The sequence below is a fragment of the Xanthomonas sp. LMG 12459 genome (assembly GCF_009192905.1).
GTDB classification, from domain to species: domain Bacteria; phylum Pseudomonadota; class Gammaproteobacteria; order Xanthomonadales; family Xanthomonadaceae; genus Xanthomonas_A; species Xanthomonas_A sontii.
Genome location: NZ_NSGT01000026.1, coordinates 22092 through 45850 on the forward strand (window position 1 = coordinate 22092; position 23759 = coordinate 45850).

A 23759-nucleotide genomic window follows, 5' to 3' on the forward strand; every position below is an offset into this window, starting at 1 on the left:
GGAGCGGCTTCAGCCGCGACAACCGATGGCGCGATTGCGGCTCGCCGATCAGCTGTTTCCCTCCAGCCAGCACGACATCCGCCGCCACGACGCCGCCCCTGTGGGAGTGACTTCAATCGCGACGCGACCCATCCGAACGCGCGCGCGCGCCCGCAGTACGCTCCATACCCCGCCGTGTGCTGCCATCGGGACTTCTGTGCGCCCGCCGCAGACATTAAGATGCCGCGGGCATTGTGCCGACGAGGAATTCACGTTGATCATCCATCCGAAAGTCCGCGGTTTCATCTGCACCACCACGCATCCGCTCGGCTGCGAGCGCAACGTGCTCGAGCAGATCGCCGCCACGCGCGCGCGCGGCGTGCGCCACGACGGGCCAAAGAACGTGCTGGTGATCGGCGCGTCCAGCGGCTACGGCCTGGCCTCGCGCATCACCGCCGCGTTCGGCTTCGGCGCCGCCACCCTCGGCGTGTTCTTCGAAAAGCCCGGCAGCGAGAAGAAGGCCGGCACCGCCGGCTGGTACAACGCCGCCGCCTTCGACAAGCAGGCCAAGGCCGCCGGCCTGTACAGCAAGTCGATCAACGGCGACGCGTTCTCCGACGAGGCGCGCGCCAAGGTCATCGAACTGATCAAGCAGGACATGGGCGGCCAGGTCGACCTGGTGGTGTATTCGCTGGCCTCGCCGGTGCGCAAGCTGCCGGGCACCGGCGAAGTGAAGCGCTCGGCGCTCAAGCCGATCGGCCAGACCTACACCGCCACCGCCATCGACACCAACAAGGACGCCATCATCGAGGCCTCGATCGAGCCGGCCACCGAGCAGGAGATCGAGGACACCGTCACCGTGATGGGCGGCCAGGACTGGGAACTGTGGATCGATGCGCTGGACGCCGCCGGCGTGCTCGCCCCGGGCGCGCGTACCGTCGCCTTCAGCTACATCGGCACCGAGATCACCTGGCCGATCTACTGGCACGGCGCGCTGGGCAAGGCCAAGGTCGACCTCGACCAGACCGCGCAGCGCCTGCACGCGCGCCTGCAGCAGCACGGCGGCGCGGCCAACGTGGCGGTGCTGAAATCGGTGGTGACCCAGGCCAGCGCGGCGATCCCGGTGATGCCGCTGTACATCTCCATGGTCTACAAGATCATGAAGGAAAAGGGCCTGCACGAAGGCACCATCGAACAGGCCGACCGCCTGTTCCGCGAGCGCCTGTACCGCGAGGACGGCCAGCCCGCGGCCACCGACGACGAGAACCGCCTGCGCCTGGACGACTGGGAACTGCGCGACGACGTGCAGGATGCCTGCAAGGCGCTGTGGCCGCAGGTGACCACCGAGAACCTGTTCCAGCTCACCGACTACGCCGGCTACAAGCACGAGTTCCTCAAGCTGTTCGGCTTCGAGCGCAAGGATGTGGACTACGACGCCGAGGTCGACCCGGACGTCAAGTTCGATTGCGTGGAGCTCTGAGGGGCGGGGATTCGGGAGTGGGGATTCGGGCGTCGTGTTGATCCCGGATCCCGGACAGAGCATGCGGCCGGCAGCGATGTCGGCCGTTTTCTTTTGCGGTGACGGCGAGGCAGCGGTGGCGGCACGCCGACCGAATCGCGTCGGGACTGAAGTCCCTCCCACAAAGACCTCATCCATCCCCGCGGCATCTGCTGTAGGAGAGGCTTCAGCCGCGACAATCGAAGCCGCGACGCCGGGACTATCCGCACACCTTCAAGACAAAAAACGCAACAGCGCCACGCCAATCCGCACGCAAACCCCGCAGCGCCAGCGCTTCTACGATTCCCCACTCCCCATTCCCGGCGCTTCACCGCGTCGGGACTGAGGTCCCTCCCACAACATCCCAGCCATCCCGGCGGCAGCTTTCCCCGATAGGAGCGGCTTCAGCCGCGACAATCGAAGCCGTGGTGCTGGAATTGCCAGCACACCCCCACGACTAAAACCCCGCTACATCGCAACGCCAATCCGCACGCAAACCCGGAAGCGCCAGCGCTTTTACGATTCCCCATTCCCCATTCCCCATTCCCGGCTCTTCACCGCCTCACATCGAACCGCGTCGCCCCCACGCACGCCCGCACCTCGGCCTCGCTCAGCGCCAGCACGTCGCCCGGCAGCGTGTGCTTGAGGCAGCCGGCGGCCAGGCCGAAGCGGATCGTGGCGGTGTCGTCCCATCCGCGGCTCAACCCGTGCAGCACGCCGGCGGCGAAGGCGTCGCCGCCGCCGATGCGGTCGACGATGCCGCTCAGCTCCTCGGCTGGCGCCTGCGCGACGCTGCCGTCGCGGCGCAGCAGCATCGCGCCCAGGCTGTGCCGGTCCACGCTGTGCGCCACGCGCTGGGTGCAGGCCATCGCCTGCAGCTGCGGGAATGCGGCGAAGGCGTCGCGCGCGCCCGCTTCCACCCGCGCCTGCACGCTGTCCTGCGGGTAGCGGTGGCCCAGCACCACCTCCAGGTCGCGGTAGTCGGCGAACAGCACGTCCGCCTGGTTCAGCAGTTGCCGCAGGATGCCCGGCGCATCGCCGTTCCAGGCCTCCCATAGCTTGGGGCGGTAGTTGCCGTCGAACGACACCCGCACCCCGGCTGCGCGTGCCGCCTGCGCGGCCGCCAGCGCCGCGGCCGCGCCGCGTTCGCCCAGCGCCGGGGTCACTCCGGACAGGTGCAGCCACTGCGCGCCGTGCAGCAGTGCCGGCCAGTCGTGCCGGTCGCCCGCATCCAGCGCGAAGGCCGAGCCGGCGCGATCGTAGGTGACCTCGCTGGGGCGGTGCCCGGCGCCGGTGCTGAGGAAGTACAGGCCCATGCGCCCGGGTACGAAGCGCACCCCGCTGGTGTCCACGCCATGCCGGCGCAGTTCCCCGGCCGCGGCCTGGCCCAGCGGGTTGTCCGGCAGCACGCTGACCACCGAGACGGCATGGCCGAAATGCGCCAGCGCCACGCCCACGTTGGCCTCGGCACCGCCCACCTGCACCTGCAGCCGCGGCGTCTGCAGCAGCCGTTCGTGGCCGGGCGCACCCAGGCGCAGCAACAGTTCGCCGAAGCAGACGATGCGGGAAACGGTCATGGCAGGCGGGTCCGGCAGCCGAAGGGACGCCAAGCATGCCGCGAAATGCGAACGCCGACCAGAAAAAGTGACTAGCGGTGTCATTTTTGTGCGGCAGCAGGCGCTTCGGCACTGGCCGACGTCGCGATCCTGCGCTATCTCATTGACTGCAAAGACCCTCGGGTCGCCGAGCACTCTGTTGCGCTGCAAGATGCCGGGATGTTTCGCAACTGTTAACGTTGGTTTTGACCAGCGGTGTCATTCGCGACAGCGCCCGCAGTTCCACGCCGTCATGTAACCCTTGGGAGGGGAGGACATGCAATCACGTACCGAACGCCGGAAGACACCGGTTACCTTGCTCGCGCTGTCGATCGGCCTGGCCCTGCAGGCCGGTGCCCTGCAGGCACAGGACGCGCCGGCGGCCGCGCCGCCCGCCGCGGCCTCGGCCGATGCCACCACCGAGCTCGACACCGTCGTCGTCACCGGTTACCGCGCCAGCGTGGAGAAGGCGCTGGACATCAAGCGCGCCGAAAAGGGCATGGTCGACGCCATCGTCGCCGAGGACGTGGGCAAGTTCCCGGACACCAACCTGGCCGAATCGCTGCAGCGCATCCCCGGCGTGGTCATCACCCGCGACGCCGGCGAAGGCCGCAACATCTCCGTGCGCGGCCTCGGCCCGGACTTCACCCGCGTGCGCATCAACGGCATGGAAGCGCTGACCACGGTCGGTGCCAGCGACCAGAGCGGCGGCACCAACCGCGGCCGCGGCTTCGACTTCAACGTGTTCGCCTCGGACCTGTTCACCCAGATGGTGGTGCGCAAGACCGCCTCGGCCGACGTCGAGGAAGGCTCGCTGGGCGCCACGGTCGACCTGCGCACCGCGCGGCCGTTCGACTACGACGGCTTCACCTTCGCCGCCAACGGCCAGGCCACCTACAACGGCATGTCGCAGAAGGCCGATCCGCGCATCGCCGCGCTGGTCGCCAACACCTGGGCCGACGGCACCTTCGGCGCGCTGATGTCGGTGGCCTACTCCGAGCGCCAGGTGCTCGAGGAAGGCAGCGGCACCACGCGCTGGGCCAACGGCCCGAGCAACAACGGCTACAGCCCCACCTCGCCGTTCGCCGCGGCCAACAGCGCCAACGTGTTCAGCCCGCGCATCCCGCGCTACACGCAGATGGAGCACGAGCAGAACCGCCTGGGCGTGACCGGCTCGCTGCAGTGGAAGCCCAACGACAGTACCGAATTCTCGCTGGACGGCCTGTACTCGAAGATCGATGCCAAGCGCGACGAGCACTACATCGAGGCGATCAGCTTCAGCCGCGGCCGCTCGCAGAACGGCAAGCCGGACATGATCGTGCGCGACGGCTACGTCGACCCGGCCTCCGGTGCGCTGCTGTATGGCCGCTTCGACAACACCGACATCCGCTCGGAGAACCGCCACGACGAGTGGAACACGGTCTTCAAGCAGCTCACCTTGAACGGCGAGCACCGCTTCAGCGACACCTTCAAGATCACCGGCGAGATCGGCACCTCCAGTTCCAAGCACCGGAACCCGATCCAGACCACGGTGATCATGGACAAGAACAACGTCGCCGGTTACAGCTACGACTACCGCAACAGCTACACCTCGCCGGTGTTCAACTACGGCATCGACCCGACCGCCGCCAATGGCTGGACCCTGGCCGAAGTGCGCATGCGTCCGCAGTCGGCCAACAACAGCTTCGACACCGGCTCGCTGAACTTCGAGTGGAACCTGGGCACCAACTTCACCCTCAAGGGCGGCGTGCTGGCCAAGAACTACGGCTTCGACACCAAGGAGTTCCGCCGCGCGTCCGAGACCAGCGTGCCGACCTTCGCCACCGGCAACCGCATCGTGCCGGTCAACCTGGTGACGCTGGCCGGGCTCAAGGGCATCGAGGGCACGCCGTCGAACTGGGCGGTGCCCGACCTCAACGGCATCGCCGATGCGCTGGGCATCTACAGCGGCACCGGCACCTGGACGCTGACCGAGCGTGCGGTCAACACCCGCAGCGTGGAAGAGAAGGACCGCGGCGCCTGGTTGATGGGCGACTTCGCCTTCGACATCGGCGCGATCCCGTTCTCCGGCAACATCGGCGTGCGCTACGTGAAGACCAACCAGTCTTCCACCGGCTACGCCCTGGTCGGCTCGAACCTGATCAACACCACGGTCGAGCGCGACTACCACGACACCCTGCCGTCGCTGAACCTGGTCGCCGAGATCACCCCGGACTTCCTGATCCGCTTCGGCGCCGCCAAGGTGATGACGCGGCCGGGCCTGGGCAGCCTGACCCCGGGCGTGACGGTCGCCGTCGCCGGCGGCGCGCGCACGGTCAGCGGCGGCAATCCGAACCTGGATCCGATCCGCGCCAAGACCGCCGACCTCGGCTTCGAGTGGTACCTGCAGGAAGGCGCGATGCTCGGCCTGGCGCTGTTCTACAAGGACATCGACAGCTTCGTGCAGACCGCGCGCACCATCGCCCCGTACTCCAGCAGCGGCCTGCCGGTCAGCCTGCTCGACGGCACCGGCGCGGCGGCCACCGACGACTTCGTCTTCAGCGTGCCGCTCAACACCCCGGGCGGCAAGCTGAAGGGCGCCGAGTTCAACTACATCCAGCCCTTCAGCTTCCTGCCGGGCAAGTGGGCCAACTTCGGCACCCAGCTGAACTACACCTACGTGCAGTCCAAGATCCAGTACGTCACCGGCACCGGCGCGCTGTCGTTCAACACCGACCTCACCGGCCTGTCCAAGAACTCGTACAACGCCACGCTGTTCTACGAAGGCGAGCGCTTCAGCGGCCGCGTGTCGCTGACCCACCGCGACGGCTACCTGACCCAGGTGCCGGCCACGGAAACCGGCTTCGACATGCACGGCATGCGCGGCACCAATGTCGTGGACGCCAAGCTGACCTACAAGATCGACGAGAAGATCGACATCAGCCTGGAAGGGTCGAACCTGACCAACGTGCCGTACTACGAGTGGGTGCAGACCAGCGCCAGCGGCGCGCAGCTGCCGCTGACCTACAGCGAGACCGGCCGCCAGTACGCGATCGGGGTGCGTTACAAGTTCTGAAGACTGCGTTCGCCGATGCCGCGCTGCGGTATCGGCAACGCCCCGCTGCCCGCATACTCGTGGGCCGGGGAGGGAGATCGACGCGCGCCGCCACGGGGCGCGCCGATCGCAAAGGAGCGAGATGAAACAGGCAATGTGCGGCAGCGCGGTGGGCGCCGGCAGTGGTGTGTCGGCGATCGGTCCTGGGGTGTGGCGTCGCCTGAAGGCGAATGCGGTGCACCTGCTTGCGTCCATCGGCGCTCCGCGATTGCCACAGGATGTGCCGGCATCGCGCGTCGCGGCTGACGCCGCTCCCACAGTGCAGCAACGCACATGTGGGAGCGGCTTCAGCCGCGACGCGCGGTTCCTACCCACTTCGGCAAAGCAAGGCTCTACTGCATACGTCTCCAAATCGCAGAGCCCAGGTCGCATCTCACACCGCCTCGCCCTGCTCTGTGCCCTCGCGTTGCCAGCCATCGCCGCAGCCGCCACTCCCGAACTGCTGTTCCGCGTCTCCGCCGACAAAGGCCTGGACGCCGACGTCGCCCATGGCGACCCCCAACCCAACTTCCGCGACAAGATCGCCCTGGTACCGACCGGCGTGTCCGGGCAGGCCATCGAATGGGCCGACGACGGTGTGCTGTCCTGGAACGCTCCCGGCAACCTCTACACCCAGCGCGGCACGCTGTCGTTCTTCTGGCGCTCGCGCTACCCGGTGGGCGAAGCGCCGTTCGTGATCTTCCGCGTCGGCTACGCCGACCACACCAGCTGGGACATGGCCTGGCTGCGCATCGACTGGAACGGCCACGGCTTCGATGCCTTCGTGACCGACGCCAACCTGGCCCGCACCCGCGTTTCCTTCACGCTGGACAAGTTCCCCGCGCCCAGCGCCTGGACCCATCTGGCCTTCGCCTGGGACGAGACCCGCGGCGTGCGCCTGTACGTGGACGGCAAGGAAGCCGCGCGCGTGGACTGCACGCAGGCCTGCGCCGACGGCGGCTCGCTCGACTTCGACGCCGCGCTCGACCAGCTCGGCCTGGCCGCACGCGTGCTGGCGCCGCACCAGGTGCAGAGCCGCTACAACTTCCTGCGCGGCAGCGACTTCGACGAGATCCGCGTCTACGACCGCATGCTCGACGCCGCTGGCGTCGCTGCGCTGGCTCGCCAGCAGGAACCGCGTAGCGCCGAGGCGGTGCCCGACAGCGCCGCGCGCAACGCCTGGCTGCACCGCTTCGGCTGGGACCACGGCCGCGCACCGCCTGCGCTGGATGCCCCGTCCACGCGCATCCGCAAGGTCGAGTTCGCCGACGCCAAGGACCTCAAGGAATGGATGTGGAAGGCGACCGACGGCATCGCCGAGACCACCTGGCCCGGCGTGTACAACCGCTCGCGCCTGCCCGGCCGCAACGACTACTTCCAGCTGCCCGACTGGAACGTCTACGTCGAAGGTGGCAAGGCGCTGGACCTGGCCCTGCCGGACGAACCGTTCAACCGCATCGAACTGCGCGGCGCCGCCTACGGCCAGGCCACCTATGCCGCCGATGGCGCCACGCCTGCGCCGCTGTTCTCGCGCGCCCAGGGCACGGTGCGCAGCGTCGACCAATTCGAACGCCGCCGCGGCGGCCACCTGCGTTTCACCAACGTCGCCCAGGAAACCCCGATCCAGGAGATCTGGGCCTACGACGTCGGCGCCGGCGCCGAGCCGGCCCACCCCAGCGCCACGCTGCGCTACACCGTGCGCAGCGACATCGCCCCGGACTACGCCAACCTCGCCGCACTGCGCGCCTACATCGCCGGGCGCTATCCGCCGGACGAGCGCAGCACCGTGGTCGCCCTGCCGACCAAGGCGCCGTCGCGCAAGCGTGCCGACGACAAGACCGCGGTGCCGCCGCTGCCCATCGTCCACGTGCTCATTCCCTCCAACCTCGGCGACGCGCCGGCCGCGCAGCCGCTGATGCGCAGCTGGTCGTACGGCTGGGAGAACATGCACGACGGCCTGGACGGCATCGCCATCGACCTGCCGGCGCTGCAGCTGCCGGCCACGCACAACGGCCTGATCCCGCTCAACCTCCGCGTCAAGGATCCGATCTGGCCCGGCCGCGACATGCTCGACGTGTCGGTCTCGGTCGCGCCCGGACAGGCGCGCACGCTGTGGCTGGACCTGCGCGACCGCATCCTGACCGACGACAGCCTGATGCTCAGCATCGCCTCGGCCGCGCCCGGCTTCGACGCGCGCGCGCTGGACGGTGCGCAGATCCGCCTGCTGTTCAAGCCGCGCGAGCAGGCCAAGGTCGAGCACATCGCCGACCGCTTCAACCAGGTCAAGGACAACTGGGGCTTCCTGGTCGAGGAACACACCACCTCCAAGCGCCAGCGCCTGTACGCGCGCCTGGATGCCGACATCCACGACCTGCTGCGGGTGGACCCGGATAACGCGCTGGGCCGCCAGTACTGGGCCGACATCAGCTACGGCAACCAGGGCCCGCTGCCGGTGCAGTTGCCGCAGCCGCGCAAGGGCGTGCCGGGCTGGGCGTTCTGGCAGCTGGAAGACCTCAAGGCCACGCGCCGCTACATCAACTGGTGGATCGACGAGCGCCAGGTGGATTACGGCGATTTCGGCGGCGGCATCTCCGACGATTCGGACCTTACCCAGCAATGGCCCGGCGTCGCCCTGATGGGCGTGGACCCGGACAAGCTCAATGCTTCGCTCACCGCCCTGTCCGACGCCAACTACCGCAACGGCATGTTCACCGACGGCCTCTCCACCATCGAGACCGACGAACTGCATTCCTACGAGGACGGCATCAACATCAACAGCGAAATGCTCTACCTCAACTGGGGCGACCCGCTGACGGTGGAGCGGCTGATGCGCACGGTGAAGGCGTTCGACAACATCATCCAGGTCAACCCGCAGGGCCACCTGCTGTTCGCCAGCAACTGGTTCGGCGGGCGCAAGGTCTACCGCGAACCGAACTGGCAGTGGCAAAAACCCTACTCGTTCCCGATCCTGCACCCGGCGCTGCTGCTGGGTGGCTACAACGCCGACCCCAACAGCCGCCGCATCGTCACCGGCCTGGCCGACAGCTACCTGGCCCACGCCTACACCGACGCCAAGGGCCAGTGGGCGCTGCCCAACGAGATCAACTGGGCCACCGGCAAGACCCGCGGCGGCAGCCTGTTCGACGGCAGCGGCGGCCCCGACACCCTGCACACCTTCTGGGCCGCCTACCGCTGGACCGGCGATGCGCGCTATCTCCAGCCCATCGACTACCGCGTTGCGAAGGCCGGGCCCGGCGGCCTGTCCCTGCTCAACGAGAACTTCCTCGACGTGCTCGGCAAGCGCGACAGCTGGGGCGCCAGCCTGGCCAAGGCGGCAGCAGACGCCGACCCCGACGACGCCCCGGACTTCGCCCACCACGTCGCCTGGGAGCAGAGCGGCGACCCGCGCTGGCTGGAAACCCTGTACCGCGCCGAGACCCGCGACAAGCTGCAGAGCTTCTACATGAACACCGAAGGCCACTGGTGGAGCGACCGCGTCGAATCGCCCACCGTGAACCTGCAGCGCGCCCGCCTCGGCGGCGTCGCCCTCAAGCGCAACCAGACCTACCCCGGCCACACCGTCAGCTGGCGCTTTGCCGACCCCGAAGGCGCGGTGCAGGTTGCGCTGCTGCTGCCCAAGCCGCGGCAGGACCACTTCACCGTCATCGGCTACAACACCAGCGGCAAGGCGCAGCGGGCGCAGATGACCGGGTGGAATGTTGCCGCCGGGCAGTGGCGGATGCGTGCGGGCGTGGACCGCGATGGCGACGGGAAGATCGACGGCAAGGCGGCCACGCGCGAGTTCGCGTTCGAGAAGAGCGGGGCGGTGGACGTGGAGTTCCCGGCCGGGCAGACGGTGGTGATGGAGTTCGAGCTGGTCACGCCGGCGGCGGTGCCGGTCGAGCTACGGCCGGATCTGGGGATTGGGCGTGGGGATGTGCGGGTGACGGCCGATGCCATCGAAGTCACCGTGCATAGCCTGGGGCATGTGGATGCGCCGGCGGGGTTTGTGGTGTTGGAGGATGCGCGGGGCCGGGAATTGGCGCGGGCGGGGTTTGCTGCGTTGGAGGCGCCGCGGGATTTGGAGCATAGGACGGCGGAGGTGCGGTTGGCGCTCCCGGCTGTTGATAAAGTCAAAGGCTCGCGACTGCGGATCGTCACCGACGGCGAGGTGGACGAGGTGACGCAGCGCAATAACGCGATCGAGTTGCCCTGATCCAGAAAGGCATAAGCCAATGGCGGATGCTCCGATAACAGGAGGCGTCGTCGCAAGGGAAGCAACTTCGGGACAGAAGTTGCATTTGTCTCCACGCGCCGCATCGCGTCGTGCTACAACAGAATCGTCTATCTGGGAGGGGGACTCCCATCTGATCCTATTGAGCGGGTGCGCCTGCTCGCGGTTTGCGGCGCACACCTCAATACGCGGCAGGAAAGCTAGAACTCGACATTTCTCAGGGGGAATCGATGTTCACCAGAGTTTCGATCATCACGGCACTGGCTGGATTCGCCATATGCCTGGCCGCCGCATCTGCGGACGCCCGAGTCCGCGCGTCCGGCGCACATCACACATCCAGTCACGGAGGTCACTACTCGTCTGGCCACGGCTCCTCGCATAAGGGCGGCAGCTACCGTAGTCCAAGTACCAACAATCAATACCGTCGGCACAAGTCTTAGTCTCTAAGCTAAGAGATTAATGGCAAAGAGATCAGATGAGTAGAATCATTGAAGTTAGACCATATTTTTTCCGCGCCCGTCACTCTGAAAGTACACTCTGACCCCGATTCTCTGGTTAGGCAGTCCAATAGTAGTTAGGCCAACAACGATGCTCATTGCCCTACATAATTCCCAACGAAAGAGAGCCGAAGCGGCTGGTAGCGGGCAGATCGGAAAATGTCCTTGGACTGGGTTAGACGTGAAAGCACACGTTGGAGCTATTAGACAGTATTGGGCATATGTAGGCGCACAGCCCAGGCTGCCACCTGGATATGAGCCGGAGTCAGATTGGCACCGCTGCTGGAAGGAAGTTGTTGACGACGCGCACTGTGAAGTCGTTATGGGTCAGAGTAACGAGCATAGAGCAGACATCTTTGGCAGTAATGACACGATAATTGAGATACAAAGAAGTGTTATTGATATACGAGACGTAAGAGCTAGAACAGACTTCTATTTTAAAGAGTCCGGAAAGAGAATGATATGGGTGGTTGACATTCAAGAGTTCTGGATGAAGAGATTTTCTCTTGTTCCGACTGATAAACTTGGTCAATTTAAGGCTGAATGGAAACCGAAAAGAAGCTGGCTATGGGATTTGGCAAAAACCCAAGATACCCATTTGTATCTCGAGTTCAATCAAAAGAACGACAAGTTGCTCCACTGTTGGATTCATAAATCTGAGATGTACTGCAAGTACATAACTAAGAAGCAATTCTTTATGAATTATCTAGATGGGGTTGCACGCCCTCAATTTCGAGGTTTTACGAACGAGGCCCTTAACGTACTGCAAGGGTTGGCCTAACAATTCATTCAAGCCGACGCCGGTTCGCGGCGCGGCTTAATTCAGACGTTATGCCTCACAGGGGAGATCATGGAAAGCTGGTGGAGCCTTGGCGACTGGTCTGGTTTTCGGGGATCAGAACTCGCGACCAACGAAATCGTTTGTCCGTTCTGCGGTGAGCGAGGCAACTGGTCGGTTGAGTTTTCTGCACAGAAAAAGCAACCCAATGGACACAAGGTTCTGCACTATGACACGCTCAAGTGCGGATCATGTGCATCGTACGTTCAAGCATTCTGGTCCGCTGGGTTCGGGCTTCATGACTTCAGGGTTCAGCCGTGGCCCCTCAAAGTAAGTAAGGCGCCAGAACATTGGCCAGAGGCCATTGGTCGCTACTGGCTTCAGGCAAAAAGAAACATCAAGGACGAGAGCTGGGATGCCGCCGCCGTAATGGCTCGCAGCGCTCTCCAACTGTCACTGCGTGACCAAGGTGCTACCGGGCGGACACTTCAAGCGGAGATCGAGGATCTTGCAAGCAAGGGCGTGCTGCCCTCGCTCATGCGTGACTGGGCCCATGAGGTTCGGGCTCTGGGTAATGACTCTGCGCATCCTGCCCCGAGTCAGGAGCCCACAGAGGCCCAAGATGCACGCGACATTGTTCAGTTCTTGGACTTCTTCTTGGAGTACTCATACTCGCTTCCAAAGAAGATCAACGACTACCGTGCACGCAGGTCAACGACGTGAGACATAACAATTCATTCAAGCCGACACCTCTTTGCGGCGCGGCTTAATTCAAGTGTTAGATTTCAAAGGAAGGAACGTGGCAGCTTTAGATTTCAAAGAAATCGCACAGGCAAACCTCGGATCAGGATCTCAGGACTCATTCGAGCTGTTCACGCGAGACTTCCTAGAGTTCCTCGGGTACAAGATTGTGCTTGATCCTTCGCGAGGTGCGGATGGAGGCAAGGATGTCGTTGTTGAGGAAAAGCGAGTTGGTGTCGGAGGGGACACTATCGTTAGATGGCTCGTTAGCTGTAAGCACAACGCGCACTCTGGCAACTCCGTCAGCCCTACCCAAGAAGCGAACATCCGCGACAGGGTAGATGCGAATGGCTGTGCCGGCTTCATCGGCGTCTACTCGACACTGCTAAGTGGCGGCTTGAGCACGGTACTTGCCGGCCTCCAAGGCAAGATCGAGACACAAGTTTTCGACTGCGAGAAGATTGAAGGACGGTTGCTCGGAAACTCCAATGGCCAGCATCTTGCCAAGAGATACTTCCCTATTTCCATGTCCAAATGGGTGATTCAGCATCCGAAAGCAGCAAACGTCTTCTCCACCTCACCGACACTTAAATGCAAAAACTGCGGACACGAACTTTTGAGCGTCCCGGCGTCGGGAATTGTAGTGGCATGGATTGACCACACAAAGAACAAAACCGAGGAATTCTATTGGTGCTGCAAAGGCAAGTGTGATCAGTACCTTTCATACAAGAGGCACGGCTCTGATCTCTCTGACGAGTGGGAGGACATCCCTGATGTTGCTATTCCATTGGTTTTTGCACGATGGATGATGACGCCACTTAATGAGTTGCGCAGTGGACACCAATACTCAGATCAAGCATTCGATGCGCTGAAGGAATTTATTCTAAGCGTTTATCCGTTCATTGCACGAGATGCAACCGACGAAGAGGCAAAGAGAATCAACGGCTTGTTAATGATACCTGCCGCGTTCGGAGGCCTTGGCTTTGAAGTCTAACTATTAGATAACAGAGCAAATGGGCGAGAGTATAATTTTCATGCTCGACCGCTCGGCGGCAGTGCTTGGAAGCACGGTCCAGGCTTCACAACACCCTGGCACCAAAGCCTAACCATTCATTCAAGTCGACGCCGTTTCGCGATTCGGCTAATTCAGATGCTGTGCCCCGCTTGGAGGTGATTGTGACACTGGGAATCATGGAGCAACTGGTGCATAGCACTGTGAGGATTGAGACTACACTCATGACCGGCGGCGTTTCCTGCGGCACGGGCTTTTTCATGAACTTCTTGCAATCCGAGCAAGAAGTAGTTCCTGCCATAGTCACGAATAGGCACGTCATAGCAGCAGCCGACCGGGGCAAGTTTCATTTGACGCTCGCGAGCGCTGATGGATCACCCAATATTGGTGCTCACCGTGAGTTCACACTGGACAACTTCGAAGCCAGGTGGATAGGTCACCCCGACCCTAGCGTCGATCTAGCGATCTTTCTGGTTGGGCCATTGGTGAACGAGGTGCAGCAAAGCGGCGTGCGGCTATTCTTCGTTCCACTGCGTACCGAACTGATCATGGCAGTTGGTGATCGCAAGGCTCTTTCCACGATGGAAGAGATCGTCATGATTGGCTACCCCAGTGGCATCTGGGATTCATTGAATAATCTTCCAGTGATTCGACGAGGAATCACAGCTACGCATCCAGCAATCGCGTGGAACGGAAAGTCAGAATTCCTGACGGATATCGCGAGCTTTCCCGGTTCGAGCGGGTCCCCGATACTCCTTGCAAATCTCAATGGCTACACCGATGCAAATGGGAATACAATCGTTGGTGCGAAGAGAATTCGACTGCTTGGTGTCCACTATGCTGGTGCAATGCACACTGCCACGGGCGAGATCAGGATCGTGACGGCCCCGACTGCAGTCGGACCGATTTCTATTACGGCTATCCCGAACAACATCGGGGTTGCCATCGACTCGCAGCGCTTGCTGGAATTCGAGCCGATCATCGCTCGGATCGTGCGCGGAACGGCGGTACATCGATAACGGGCTCAGATCAAGTTAGACGCTAGCTACCACGTCGCTTTTTTGGGCTTGACATGCCATTCAATGGGTAGCAATCTCTAACTTAAGGAGCGTAGAAACTCCTCGAACAGCGGTACCCACCTCCGACAATCCGGTGGGTTTTTTGTGCTCGTTTCTCGGGTACAGCCGACGCGATGCCTACGTCGGGAGGGCGGCTAATACAACACCCTTTGGGGAATACGCCCGCCGTCTGTTCGCGGTTTCTAACCTCCCGACATCCCGTCGCCGGTCGGCGGCGGGTTTCTGGCCGTCAAGGAGGGCTTCGCCATGCATTCACCGTCATCCCGTCCCGCCCCTGCGCGCAAGCGTGCCACGCGCAAGGCAACCTGCTGCCCGAACTGGACCATCGTCGAGTCCGAACTCATCCCCATGCTGACGCCCGAGCAGATCGCCGCGGCCGACGCCGCCGATCTCGCCCGCCAGCAACGCCCCCCGCGCCGCACGCGTCCGCCGCAGCACTGCACCGTCGGTTACGGCCACTATGCCAACGGCAAGCGCATGCCGGCGGTGCACCTCGCCGGCCGCTGGATGGAGGAACTGGGCTTCGCCATTGGCAAGAAGCTACACGTGCGCGTGCGCGACGGCGAACTGGTGGTAAGCCTGGCCACGGAGGACTGACGTGGACATCCTGCACCTGCCGGAAAAATAGGGGTCAGAGTTCACTTTGTTGTGCGCGGCACTTTTGGAAGTTCGCGGACGATTGCGCGCTTGCGTGGCAATGCCATTAGCGACGTCCGGCGGAGAAGGCTGCGGGACCAGGTGCGCAGTTGATCGAGTGATGCATCAAGCGAAGTCCTAGCCAGACTGCGCGCTATTGTATAAACAAAGATAGGGGTCAGAGTGCATTTTTCTTGTATGTAGGGCAATTTAAAGTTAGCTCTGACCCCAGTTCCGGCGCAGACATGCTGTGTAAAACAATCCACTCGAGACGAATTCCTATCGTGGGTCCGCTTACTTCAGGCGTCAGTAGTGATGCACGCGCGGTGCAGCGTCCACCTTGGACAAGTCCTCATGATCGCGATCCGTGGCATGCTCGGCTCCTGGCGGCAGTACTGGGGAGCGCGGTCCATGCTTCACCCCTTCCTTGGCACCAACGCCTAACGATGATGCAACCCGAAGCCGCCGCGCGGTGCGGTTCAATTCAGGTGCCAGGCCCCGAGAACATGTCTATGCAGCCGGCGAAGATTTCCGTACTTGCTCTTCTGGTTCTTGAAGCAAGTTTGGTCATTTCTACGGTGGCGGCCCTCCTCCTGCGCGATGTACCTGTGGTGCCTGTTGCGTTCGCCGTGCTTGGCGTTGGCTCGTTCCTGGCGCTTCTGATCTCTGTTCCGGCAGCGTGGTACTCCGTGGCCACGGATCGCTCAGCTCGTTCGGCGCCTCACCTGTCGGCCGTCGCCGTGGGTAGCCTCCTGATTACCTGTTTCATCGTGCTGCCGTTTCTGGGTGGCGGCGTGTAGCAGTGGGCACACCAAGAGCCTGGAGGCTTGGGGCCCGACGACCGGTCTTGGTGATACCCAGAGACCAGCGACGCCAGCAAGATCCAAGACAGAGATCTATGGCATGCTCGCGCCCGTGCGGCAGTGCTGGGGAAGCGCAGTCGATGCTCTACCACCTCCTGGCACCACCGTCTAATTACTCATTCAACCGGCCCGGCTTCGCGGTGTCGCCCAATCCAGGTGTAGGACGCGTGACCAAGCAGTTCCGACTCTCGCAAGATCAGATCAAGCCAATGGCCGAAGGCTACGGCGGCTGTATTGCCACCGACAGGATCACCGTTGACGGTGATTCCGTGCGCTTCATGTACCGCGAGGCGCCGGACAACGACGTCGATAGCGGTTGGCGCTTCATGTCAGGCTACGAAGACGATGCGTACATGGACAACCCAGCCAACCATGCCGTCTATGACGTCAACACGATCGCCAACTACGACCCAAGCATTATTCCGTTTTTGGACGCTCCGGAAGGGAGCGCATTTGAAAAGCCCCCGGAGTCGGAGCAGTTCATCGCTGTGACGAATTGGGAGCCAGCGGATGAGTCATGACGGCTGGATCAAACCACCTCCAGATCTTGCTGCGGTTTAACGGAGGCGTTAGCGACAATGGGCAATCTTCCGCAAATTCGGATCTATGCAGATTTCAACGGTCTGGTCCGTGGCGTCATCAATCCGGAACGAACCGCTGTCGTTCTCGACACGTTTGGCAGCATCCGGGACCTATCAAACGCTGGGGTTGTGCTGTCGCCTGGCCTTCCGCTTGTAGCCTATGATGAGTCGGATGAGTCCGAGGACCTTGAGGGGCATGGAACGGCGCAGTACGACCCGAAGCGCCGTTGGTGGGTAGTTGAGTTCGATGAGCTGGGGGTTCGGTATGTCCCGCGTGTCGGCCAAGTCTCGGCGGCAGTGTTTCACTGCGTTCGTTGCCGTCTTCCGGTGGCTGGCGTTACCTGCAATACGCTTGGCGACCCCGGGCTCTGTTGCAAAAGCTGTGGGACAAGTGCGATGGCGGCAATCAATCCGCCAGCATGATGCCACCTAAGTATTCATTCGAGCGGACGTCCCAATCGCTTCGCGCTTGGTCCGCTGCTTAGTTCAAGCCTCGACTGCACATGAAAACTTTCTTTGCTCTCGTATTGCTCACGTTCCTAGCATTGCCACTGACGCTAAGCGCGTCTGGTCCTGAGCTATTCAGCATTTCCTTCAAACATGGTCAGCCTTCTGTCGACAATGATCTGACCACATCTGTCGACTCTGCAGAGTGGCTTAGGCGCGTCGTGGAACACGATTCGCAGATCATGTTGCGTATCGATGAGGTTCGGTATCAGGTTGTTGGCAGAGCCGACCCAAGCGAATGTGCGGATGCGCAATGCAGCGCCCTGGCACTCAAGCGTGCGCAGCTGTTTCAGGATGCCTTGGTGAGCGCTGGAGTTCCGCTCTCACTGTTCTGTCCACCCGCCGCGCTTGGGCCACCTTGGCCCCCGACCTATCGACCCACACCGGAGCAATTGATATTGGCGCGCCAGGCCGGCGTTGAGCCTGTCTTCGACGGCTGTGAGCAAAAGTAGAGGCAAGAGTGCGCTGCTAGGTGCGACACCCTTGAAAGCTAGTCCGATGATTGAAGTACATGGGACGCATGCCTACGGTGTACCGGAGACGATCGCGCTTCGTGGCGCGGCTGAACCCAGTTGGTGTATCGCTCATGGAATCCATGAAGCTCTTCCCCGGATTGCTTGTCGCTCTTGGTGGCCCGGTGAAGGCCACTGCACCTGACCTCGGCTTAGAAGAGGTTGTCCTCTGTTGCTTCTCGGATTCTGATCTACGCGTATACGAGCGGCTCGTTGCGCAACGGGGGGCCTGACAACGCGCTTAAGTCCGAGGTACCGGGGAAACGGGATCGGAGCGCACTTGTCTTGGAAATGCATACTGATCCATGTTCTATTGAACGCAAAGCCACTAAACATGGCTCGGCCTAGATGAGGCGCGGAAGACGCACACGTGACGACGACAGCTGACGACCTCAAAGCCCAACTCGTCCGCTCGGGTGTCATCCTGGAGATCGGTGGATTCCGGCCGCCCGACGATCCCCTGGCCAGTTGGTTCGGTCGCGTGAACGTCTGCGCGCCGGGCGAGACATGGCCGGAGACGGCGGGACGGCCGATGCATGCGCTGTGTCAGATCAATGTCAGCGAACTGCCGCTGCGGCCGGCCCGCCTAGCGGATATCTCACTGATTGCGGTGTTCATCGGTCCCGATACGCTCCCGGTCGATACGCCTAATGGGGAAGGGTGGTGTCTGCGGGCCTACAAGCGGCTCGATGGACTGGTCCCGCTGGCGCCACGGAACATCGATTCGCCGATCAGCGCATTTCCGATGCGGCCGCATGTCTTTCATGACGACTACCCGTGCTGGGAGGATGCGCCGATGGATCTGCCAGCAGATATCGAAGCGCACTACCACGATCTTTTCCGGAACCTGGATGGCTTCAAGCTGGGAGGATGGCCGACGCTGATCCAGGCCGAGATCTTCTGGGCGCCCTTCAAACGCCATCCCGCATCGCCCGAGTTCGTCTTCCAGATCGATTCCACGGACAAGGGCCGCTGGATGTGGGGCGACGGCGGCGTCGGCTACTTCGGCCGCGGAACAGCACCAGGAAAAGAAGACGAGTGGGCGCTTGCGTGGCAGTGCTACTAGCGACGCCCGGCGGAGAAGGCTGCGGGACCAGGTGCGCAGTTGATCGAGTGATCCATCAAGCGAAATCCTAGCCAGGCTGTGCGCTATTGTGCGCAGTAGGCCAACAGTTCTACTCTGATCCAGCTGTCTGGTTGATCACATTAGGGGGTGTGATATGAAGTGTGGACTGCTGTCGTTGGTCCTGCTGGCGGGTCTTGCGGCATGTCACTCGGCGCCGTCGCCGCGGCCGGCCGTCGCACATGGGGATGGCGCACCGCCGGACCGTCCCGTCGATCTGTCTGCGGCGCATAGCGAAGGCGCGGGCATCGCCGCGCAACGCACATGGCTCGATCAGCACTACCCCGGCGCGCGCATCAAATCGCAGTCGCTGTTGTTTGAGCCGTCGGCCATGGATCTCATCACGATCGTGCTGCCCTCCGGCGAGGAGCGCAAGGTCTACTTCGACATCTCGTCCTACTTTGGGAAGTGGTGAGCGGTGCCATCGTCAGTATGATGCGATGCGCTTGCGTTAGCGCATCTGCATCAAACGCCCTGCAATGATGAAATGCCAACTGCAGATCGATCCAGGCACCCACGACATGAAGCGACATATCCAAGCGCTTGGAGGAGCGACGATCCTGGCATGTGTCGCCGGATTCATGCTCTTCGCCTATTCGCCGACGCCTTGTGCCTGCGAAACGCCATGGCAGCTTGTGTATGCCGCGTCCGGCTTGCCGTTTGACCGTCCCTATCGGACCTATGACGCGGACCAGCTGCAACGTGGCCTTGACCGTCATCTTGCAGGATCGACTGTCGTAGGTTCGAGCGACTACTTCTTCGACGCCTGCAAAGAAACGGCGCCCCGGCGGCAGCGATGCGTCATCGCCACCGAAGAATCGCTGCTCCGAAAGTCTGGCTACGTAATCGAGATGGAAACGGACGCGGAGGGAAGGCTCGAACGTACCCATGTAGCGACCTACTCGGCGTGGCGCTAGCGGTTCCACCGTGGGAAAGAAATTGCATGCAACGATGATTCGTGTCATCTCGGAATTTCTCGTATCCGATGACTTGAGAACCGCTACGACAAGGTTATGCAACAATGCGCCTAAGCCGCTGGAGAGAAAGTATGAAAAAGCATCTCGCCGTACTGCTGCTGATCGGGGGCCTGGTCTGCAGCGCGCCCGCGCTCACCCAATCCTCCAAGTCCCCATTGCTTGGAAAATGGATGCTCGATGTCTCAAGCATGCCGGCGCCGCCCGCGCAGCGGCCGAAAAGCGCCTCTCTCACCTACAGCGATGTGGGCAAGGGCAAGTGGCAGACGAATGCCGATATCGTCGGCGGCGATGGGCATGACATCCACGCCGTCGCCATCTATCCGCTCGACGGAACCGCAGCCCCAAGCAAAGGCTACCCGACGGTCGACACCACGGCCGTATGGCTGCCGGCGCCGAACGTGATGGTCGCCGCGTTCTACTTGAAGAGAATGCCACGCACGACGCGTACCTACACCGTCGCCCCTGACGGCAAGACGATGACCGAAACCGTGGCCTGGTTGAACATCAACGGAGAGCCGGCGATCACGATGAATCGCTTCAACCGCGCGGAGCAGCAATGACGTGTTGGTGGCGTTTGCCGTAGCGCTGCGCTGGCGGTTGCGGCACAAGGCCGAGCAATAATTTAGGCCACGTACGGCCACGACGACCACCTCTAGGAAATGCGCCAAGAGTAGGCGACCGGCGCGCTTGCACTGATCCGAAATTAGGGGTCAGAGTGCACTTTTTCTTGTGTGCTATACCTTTATAGTTCACCCTGACCCTAGTTTTAGCATACCAATTTCATGGAAACCCAAACCTGGACAAAGAAAGAATACGTGGAGTGCCTGAAGCACGAACGCCACTTGTTCGCGCGGGTTTTTCGCTCTTACGGGTCGTACTCACCGGCGGACGCTGACGACGCGGCAGCTGCATGCTATCCATACGAGGAGCCAAGTGATCTACACGGGCTAATTTTTCATGACGAGGCATGGCATTGGGCCATGCTTCGCATCCACGGAGAATTTCACTGGCTTGCCAAGCCTAAGCTTGAGTCTCCGCCGCAGGAATACCTTGATGCATCATCGTCGCTGGAGGCTAACAGTGGCCCCCAACAGTTCACTCAAGCCGACGCCGAAGTCGCTGCGTGGGTCCGCTTAGTTCAAGCGCTAGGTGCCACGTCAGATGCTTAGCCAGCTTTGGGAATCATGGCAGTTCAACCTCGGACTCGGCTTGGCTAGCCTCGGCGCTGGGCTGCTGGTAGTGTCGCCGTGCCTGCTCGTCCCGTCTTGGCGTCGCAAGCTTCTTCGGTCGAACTTAGATATCGAGGGCGTCGGTCTCATTGCGCTGACGGTCGCGCTTGTTGCAGTCGGCTGTTACAACTACGTCAGTGCCGGAAACGGCAGCTGACAGTTCCATTCAGGCCGAACCGGCTTCGCTGATTGAGATAATTTAAGCGCTAGGTCACATGAAGAAGATTTTCGCAAACCTAGTAACAGTGCTCGGCGTGCTAGTCGCGCTGACCGGGCTATTCGGCACGCCATTAGTACTGCATCAGCTTCCGATCTCCTTGATGTTGCCAAGTGATGGAGAGACCCCCCATCAATACCTTCGGGCAGTCCCTGCCGAGCTACCCTGGCCGGAATATCTGCCATAAATTTTTATCCTTTTGGGGAGCGCAATGCTTGTTGGCGGCATACTTTTGCGCCGAAAAATTCGTGCACTGCGGCGTAACTGGTTATTCAAGCGGAAGCTGCCTCGCGGTTCAGTTTAAATCAGGTGTTCGTCCTTATATGTTGATTTGCGCTAACTGTCGGGAGGTCTGGGAATCGGCTCCAAATGGGTCGTCTCTTTGCGCTCTCATCAACGGCGACATCGGCTGGCTTATGTTCTTGCCTTCGTCTGAAGATACAGGCTTCAGTTCTCGCAACCCTTCCTATTCCGGACCGCTTGACGAAATGATCGAATACAGGCTCTCCAATGGCCAAGTCGATTTATATCCAGCTTCATGGGCGCTGCCGCTCGCAACGATTGAGCGAGCCTTCGCCTCCTTCCGGGACACGGGAAAGCCCCCAACTTTCGTCCGCTGGCACAACGACTCCGGTGATGCTTTAGAAGTCTGATCACCGGTCTAGGAAAAAGAGTCAGTAGGAAAAAGAGTCAGTAGGAAAAAGAGTCAGTAGGAAAAAGAGTCAGAGTGCACTTGTCTTGAAAATGCACTCTGACCCCAGTTCTCTCACCAGTTCTCTCAGTTGAGGATCGGTCTCGTCGGCCGACTTGCGGGTATAGATGACGCAGCGCATGGGGATCTCCGGCAAAAGAATGGGAGCACGCTCAGCACCTGCTGCGCGTGCGCTCAGATCTCTTTTTGCTGTTCAAATCCACGCCGTGAAGGCGACATGCGACGCGTTCGGACATCTATGCGACGTTGACGTGGTCGAACCGGATACTACCTCAGCGCGCCCGGGCTTGAGCCAGGCGGCGCCGATCGCCGAGCAGACGCTTTTCCGGCACTGGCCGTTGTTTTCGCGCGACGCTGCCAGCCGCGCCGCATCCCCCCGGCCGCCTGGACCGATGTGCTGGCCACGGCTCTCCTTTGCCGTGCCGCATCGGCCCATGCCGACAAGGTCCTCGAACACGAGCGACTGGCGGGGGCGCAGCGCCTGCTCGATTAAGCGGCACGGCTCGCCGCTGCGGCGGCTCCTGCGGCGGGTTCTGGTATGCCGGCTGGACAACTTGATCTGCGCGCGATGCGCTAGTGATAGAGCCGGTAGAGGTGCAGCGTACTGGAATCAGTACAGCCGTAGGCCTAAGTCCACGATCTTGCCAATCGGACTGAAAACCAGCGCGCCGCACCGGCCCGGTTCGACGCCCGCATAGGAAGCGCTCTTGACGATGCCGTAGGCAATGTTTCCATAGTGGACCGGCCCGCCACTGTCACCACGAAAGCACGCCAAGTCGTCCCCCACTACCACCTTGTAGGCCAGGGGGTCACAGACCTGTCCGTTGCACTCCTTACTGCTAAAGCTCGCCGTGCTACTCGACACGACGCCGCACGTCCAACCGGTCTGCAAGCCCCTGTGGCATACCCGATCTCCAGCTACGGCGGCTGCGGCCGAGAGGATCGCCACACCGCAACTGGAACAGGTGTCCCTCGCAAAGACTTCTCCAAGTGGGCGGTAGCCCAGAACTGGGAAAGAAAACCATGCCAAGTCGTGTGTCGCGTCGAAAATCCGGTCCTCGTAAGTCAGCTTCGCGGTGACCTGTACGCCGCTTGCCGCATCCGACCAGTTTCCGTACATGAGGTTCTTGCCACAGTGCGCCGCGGTGACCAGGCCCCAATTGGTGTTGTCCTTGTTCCGCACGATGAAGCCGCCGGTGCACTGGTGCTCGTTGTCCAGATTGAGGATCTGCGAGCCGCCCCGCACATAGGGGGACTGGGTCGTTGCCAATGGCGCACTCTGTGTCGGCAACGTTGAGCTGGACGATGGCTCGGGCGACTCTTGTGGTTCTGATTCCATGGGGCCCGGCAGGAACTTGAACCTGACAGGCACGCCGAGCTGGCGACTCAGCGCTGCGTTCTCCGCTTCGTAGGCAGCTTGCTCCTCCGCAGGGACGAAGACGTAAAGCACGATCGCAGCATCCACTTCATCGATACCCGTGCCCTGCAAGCCGGGCACCTGCTCCTGCAGGCGTGCTTGGTTCGCCGCCAGGATGGCGCTGATCTCGTCTAGCGTCTTGCCGGACACCAGCGTGAACTTGACCGGGATGGTTCCGTGCGGCGTGGACAACTCATGGATAGCGGGTAGCGGACCCTGCTTGAGCCGCAGCACGAGCTTGAACCCGTCGCGGCTATCGTCCCAATACGAGGTATCGAGACGGTCGGCATAGTCCGCTTTGAAAGCGTCGATCTCCGACCGGGCAAGCACCTGCCTGAGCTCCAGGCGCCGCGAGGCTTCCGCTTCAGCCACGTGATTGTCCTTTGCGTAGCTGCGGGAGATGACCTCCAACTGGTCCAAAGGCTTGGCATCCTGAGCCTGAGCAGTACTGGACAGCGCCATTGCGCAGGCTGCGACGAAAAGCCACGTGTGTGTCATC

Annotated in this window: 18 protein-coding genes; 16 read left to right on the forward strand and 2 right to left on the reverse strand. The window is 62.0% G+C overall.

Annotation, left to right across the window (positions count from 1 at the left end; all coding sequences use genetic code 11):
* Nucleotides 1-253 precede the first annotated feature (253 nt).
* Nucleotides 254-1459, forward strand: a complete 1206-nt coding sequence (gene fabV, locus CEK65_RS06950; RefSeq protein WP_017910061.1) for an enoyl-ACP reductase FabV — start codon at nucleotides 254-256, stop codon at nucleotides 1457-1459.
* A 572-nt stretch (nucleotides 1460-2031) separates the two neighbouring features.
* Here fabV and CEK65_RS06955 read toward each other — a convergent pair.
* Complete coding sequence (locus tag CEK65_RS06955; protein WP_152181216.1) at nucleotides 2032-3054, reverse strand: sugar kinase; 1023 nt, start codon at nucleotides 3052-3054, stop codon at nucleotides 2032-2034.
* Between the two features lie 295 nt (nucleotides 3055-3349).
* Here CEK65_RS06955 and CEK65_RS06960 point away from each other — a divergent pair, with 295 nt between their 5' ends.
* From CEK65_RS06960 to CEK65_RS07040, 15 genes are all read left to right on the forward strand, one after another.
* Nucleotides 3350-6127: a TonB-dependent receptor gene (locus tag CEK65_RS06960; RefSeq protein WP_193314717.1), complete on the forward strand. Its 2778-nt coding sequence runs from the start codon at nucleotides 3350-3352 to the stop codon at nucleotides 6125-6127.
* Between the two features lie 445 nt (nucleotides 6128-6572).
* Nucleotides 6573-10361, forward strand: coding sequence for a LamG-like jellyroll fold domain-containing protein (locus CEK65_RS06965; protein WP_152181217.1), 3789 nt, complete (start codon nucleotides 6573-6575; stop codon nucleotides 10359-10361).
* A 248-nt stretch (nucleotides 10362-10609) separates the two neighbouring features.
* On the forward strand, nucleotides 10610-10819 hold the full coding sequence (locus CEK65_RS06970) for a hypothetical protein (RefSeq protein ID WP_152181218.1): 210 nt from the start codon (nucleotides 10610-10612) through the stop codon (nucleotides 10817-10819).
* Nucleotides 10820-11726: 907 nt separating this feature from the next.
* The gene (locus tag CEK65_RS06975) at nucleotides 11727-12377 is read left to right on the forward strand and encodes a DUF4145 domain-containing protein (RefSeq protein WP_152181219.1); all 651 of its coding nucleotides are present in this window, start codon (nucleotides 11727-11729) and stop codon (nucleotides 12375-12377) included.
* 76 nt (nucleotides 12378-12453) lie between these two features.
* On the forward strand, nucleotides 12454-13389 hold the full coding sequence (locus tag CEK65_RS06980) for a restriction endonuclease (RefSeq protein WP_152181220.1): 936 nt from the start codon (nucleotides 12454-12456) through the stop codon (nucleotides 13387-13389).
* A gap of 182 nt (nucleotides 13390-13571) precedes the next feature.
* The gene (locus CEK65_RS06985) at nucleotides 13572-14426 is read left to right on the forward strand and encodes a serine protease (RefSeq protein ID WP_152181221.1); all 855 of its coding nucleotides are present in this window, start codon (nucleotides 13572-13574) and stop codon (nucleotides 14424-14426) included.
* 408 nt (nucleotides 14427-14834) lie between these two features.
* Nucleotides 14835-15083: a SymE family type I addiction module toxin gene (locus tag CEK65_RS06995; RefSeq protein WP_343192910.1), complete on the forward strand. Its 249-nt coding sequence runs from the start codon at nucleotides 14835-14837 to the stop codon at nucleotides 15081-15083.
* 485 nt (nucleotides 15084-15568) lie between these two features.
* Nucleotides 15569-15922, forward strand: coding sequence for a hypothetical protein (locus CEK65_RS07000; RefSeq protein ID WP_226980497.1), 354 nt, complete (start codon nucleotides 15569-15571; stop codon nucleotides 15920-15922).
* A gap of 230 nt (nucleotides 15923-16152) precedes the next feature.
* Nucleotides 16153-16506: a DUF2185 domain-containing protein gene (locus CEK65_RS07005; protein WP_150410026.1), complete on the forward strand. Its 354-nt coding sequence runs from the start codon at nucleotides 16153-16155 to the stop codon at nucleotides 16504-16506.
* A gap of 563 nt (nucleotides 16507-17069) precedes the next feature.
* Entirely contained in the window at nucleotides 17070-17525 is a 456-nt protein-coding gene (locus tag CEK65_RS07010) for a hypothetical protein (RefSeq protein WP_150410025.1), read from the forward strand.
* Between the two features lie 430 nt (nucleotides 17526-17955).
* Nucleotides 17956-18651: a DUF1963 domain-containing protein gene (locus tag CEK65_RS07015; RefSeq protein ID WP_226977897.1), complete on the forward strand. Its 696-nt coding sequence runs from the start codon at nucleotides 17956-17958 to the stop codon at nucleotides 18649-18651.
* Between the two features lie 175 nt (nucleotides 18652-18826).
* Nucleotides 18827-19123 carry a hypothetical protein gene (locus CEK65_RS07020; RefSeq protein WP_152181223.1) on the forward strand — a complete coding sequence of 99 codons (297 nt, stop codon included), beginning with the start codon at nucleotides 18827-18829 and terminating at the stop codon, nucleotides 19121-19123.
* Nucleotides 19124-19190: 67 nt separating this feature from the next.
* Entirely contained in the window at nucleotides 19191-19625 is a 435-nt protein-coding gene (locus CEK65_RS07025; protein ID WP_226980498.1) for a hypothetical protein, read from the forward strand.
* Between the two features lie 131 nt (nucleotides 19626-19756).
* On the forward strand, nucleotides 19757-20245 hold the full coding sequence (locus tag CEK65_RS07030; protein ID WP_152181224.1) for a hypothetical protein: 489 nt from the start codon (nucleotides 19757-19759) through the stop codon (nucleotides 20243-20245).
* Between the two features lie 1101 nt (nucleotides 20246-21346).
* A complete protein-coding gene (locus CEK65_RS07040) occupies nucleotides 21347-21784 on the forward strand; it encodes an Imm1 family immunity protein (protein ID WP_226980499.1) in 438 nt (145 codons plus the stop codon).
* Nucleotides 21785-22453: 669 nt separating this feature from the next.
* Here the strand turns inward: CEK65_RS07040 and CEK65_RS07045 are convergent.
* Nucleotides 22454-23758, reverse strand: coding sequence for a hypothetical protein (locus CEK65_RS07045; RefSeq protein ID WP_043093929.1), 1305 nt, complete (start codon nucleotides 23756-23758; stop codon nucleotides 22454-22456).
* Between the last annotated feature and the right edge of the window lies 1 nt (nucleotide 23759).

Bases quoted from the DNA above. Each gene is read 5' to 3' on its own strand.
- CEK65_RS06955 (WP_152181216.1), bottom strand. From the start codon at position 3,054: ATGACCGTTTCCCGCATCGTCTGCTTCGGCGAACTGTTGCTGCGCCTG.
- CEK65_RS06960 (WP_193314717.1), top strand. From the start codon at position 3,350: ATGCAATCACGTACCGAACGCCGGAAGACACCGGTTACCTTGCTCGCG.
- CEK65_RS06970 (WP_152181218.1), top strand. From the start codon at position 10,610: ATGTTCACCAGAGTTTCGATCATCACGGCACTGGCTGGATTCGCCATA.
- CEK65_RS06975 (WP_152181219.1), top strand. From the start codon at position 11,727: ATGGAAAGCTGGTGGAGCCTTGGCGACTGGTCTGGTTTTCGGGGATCA.
- CEK65_RS06995 (WP_343192910.1), top strand. From the start codon at position 14,835: ATGCTGACGCCCGAGCAGATCGCCGCGGCCGACGCCGCCGATCTCGCC.
- CEK65_RS07000 (WP_226980497.1), top strand. From the start codon at position 15,569: ATGATGCAACCCGAAGCCGCCGCGCGGTGCGGTTCAATTCAGGTGCCA.
- CEK65_RS07010 (WP_150410025.1), top strand. From the start codon at position 17,070: ATGAAAACTTTCTTTGCTCTCGTATTGCTCACGTTCCTAGCATTGCCA.
- CEK65_RS07025 (WP_226980498.1), top strand. From the start codon at position 19,191: ATGAAATGCCAACTGCAGATCGATCCAGGCACCCACGACATGAAGCGA.
- CEK65_RS07030 (WP_152181224.1), top strand. From the start codon at position 19,757: ATGAAAAAGCATCTCGCCGTACTGCTGCTGATCGGGGGCCTGGTCTGC.
- CEK65_RS07045 (WP_043093929.1), bottom strand. From the start codon at position 23,758: ATGACACACACGTGGCTTTTCGTCGCAGCCTGCGCAATGGCGCTGTCC.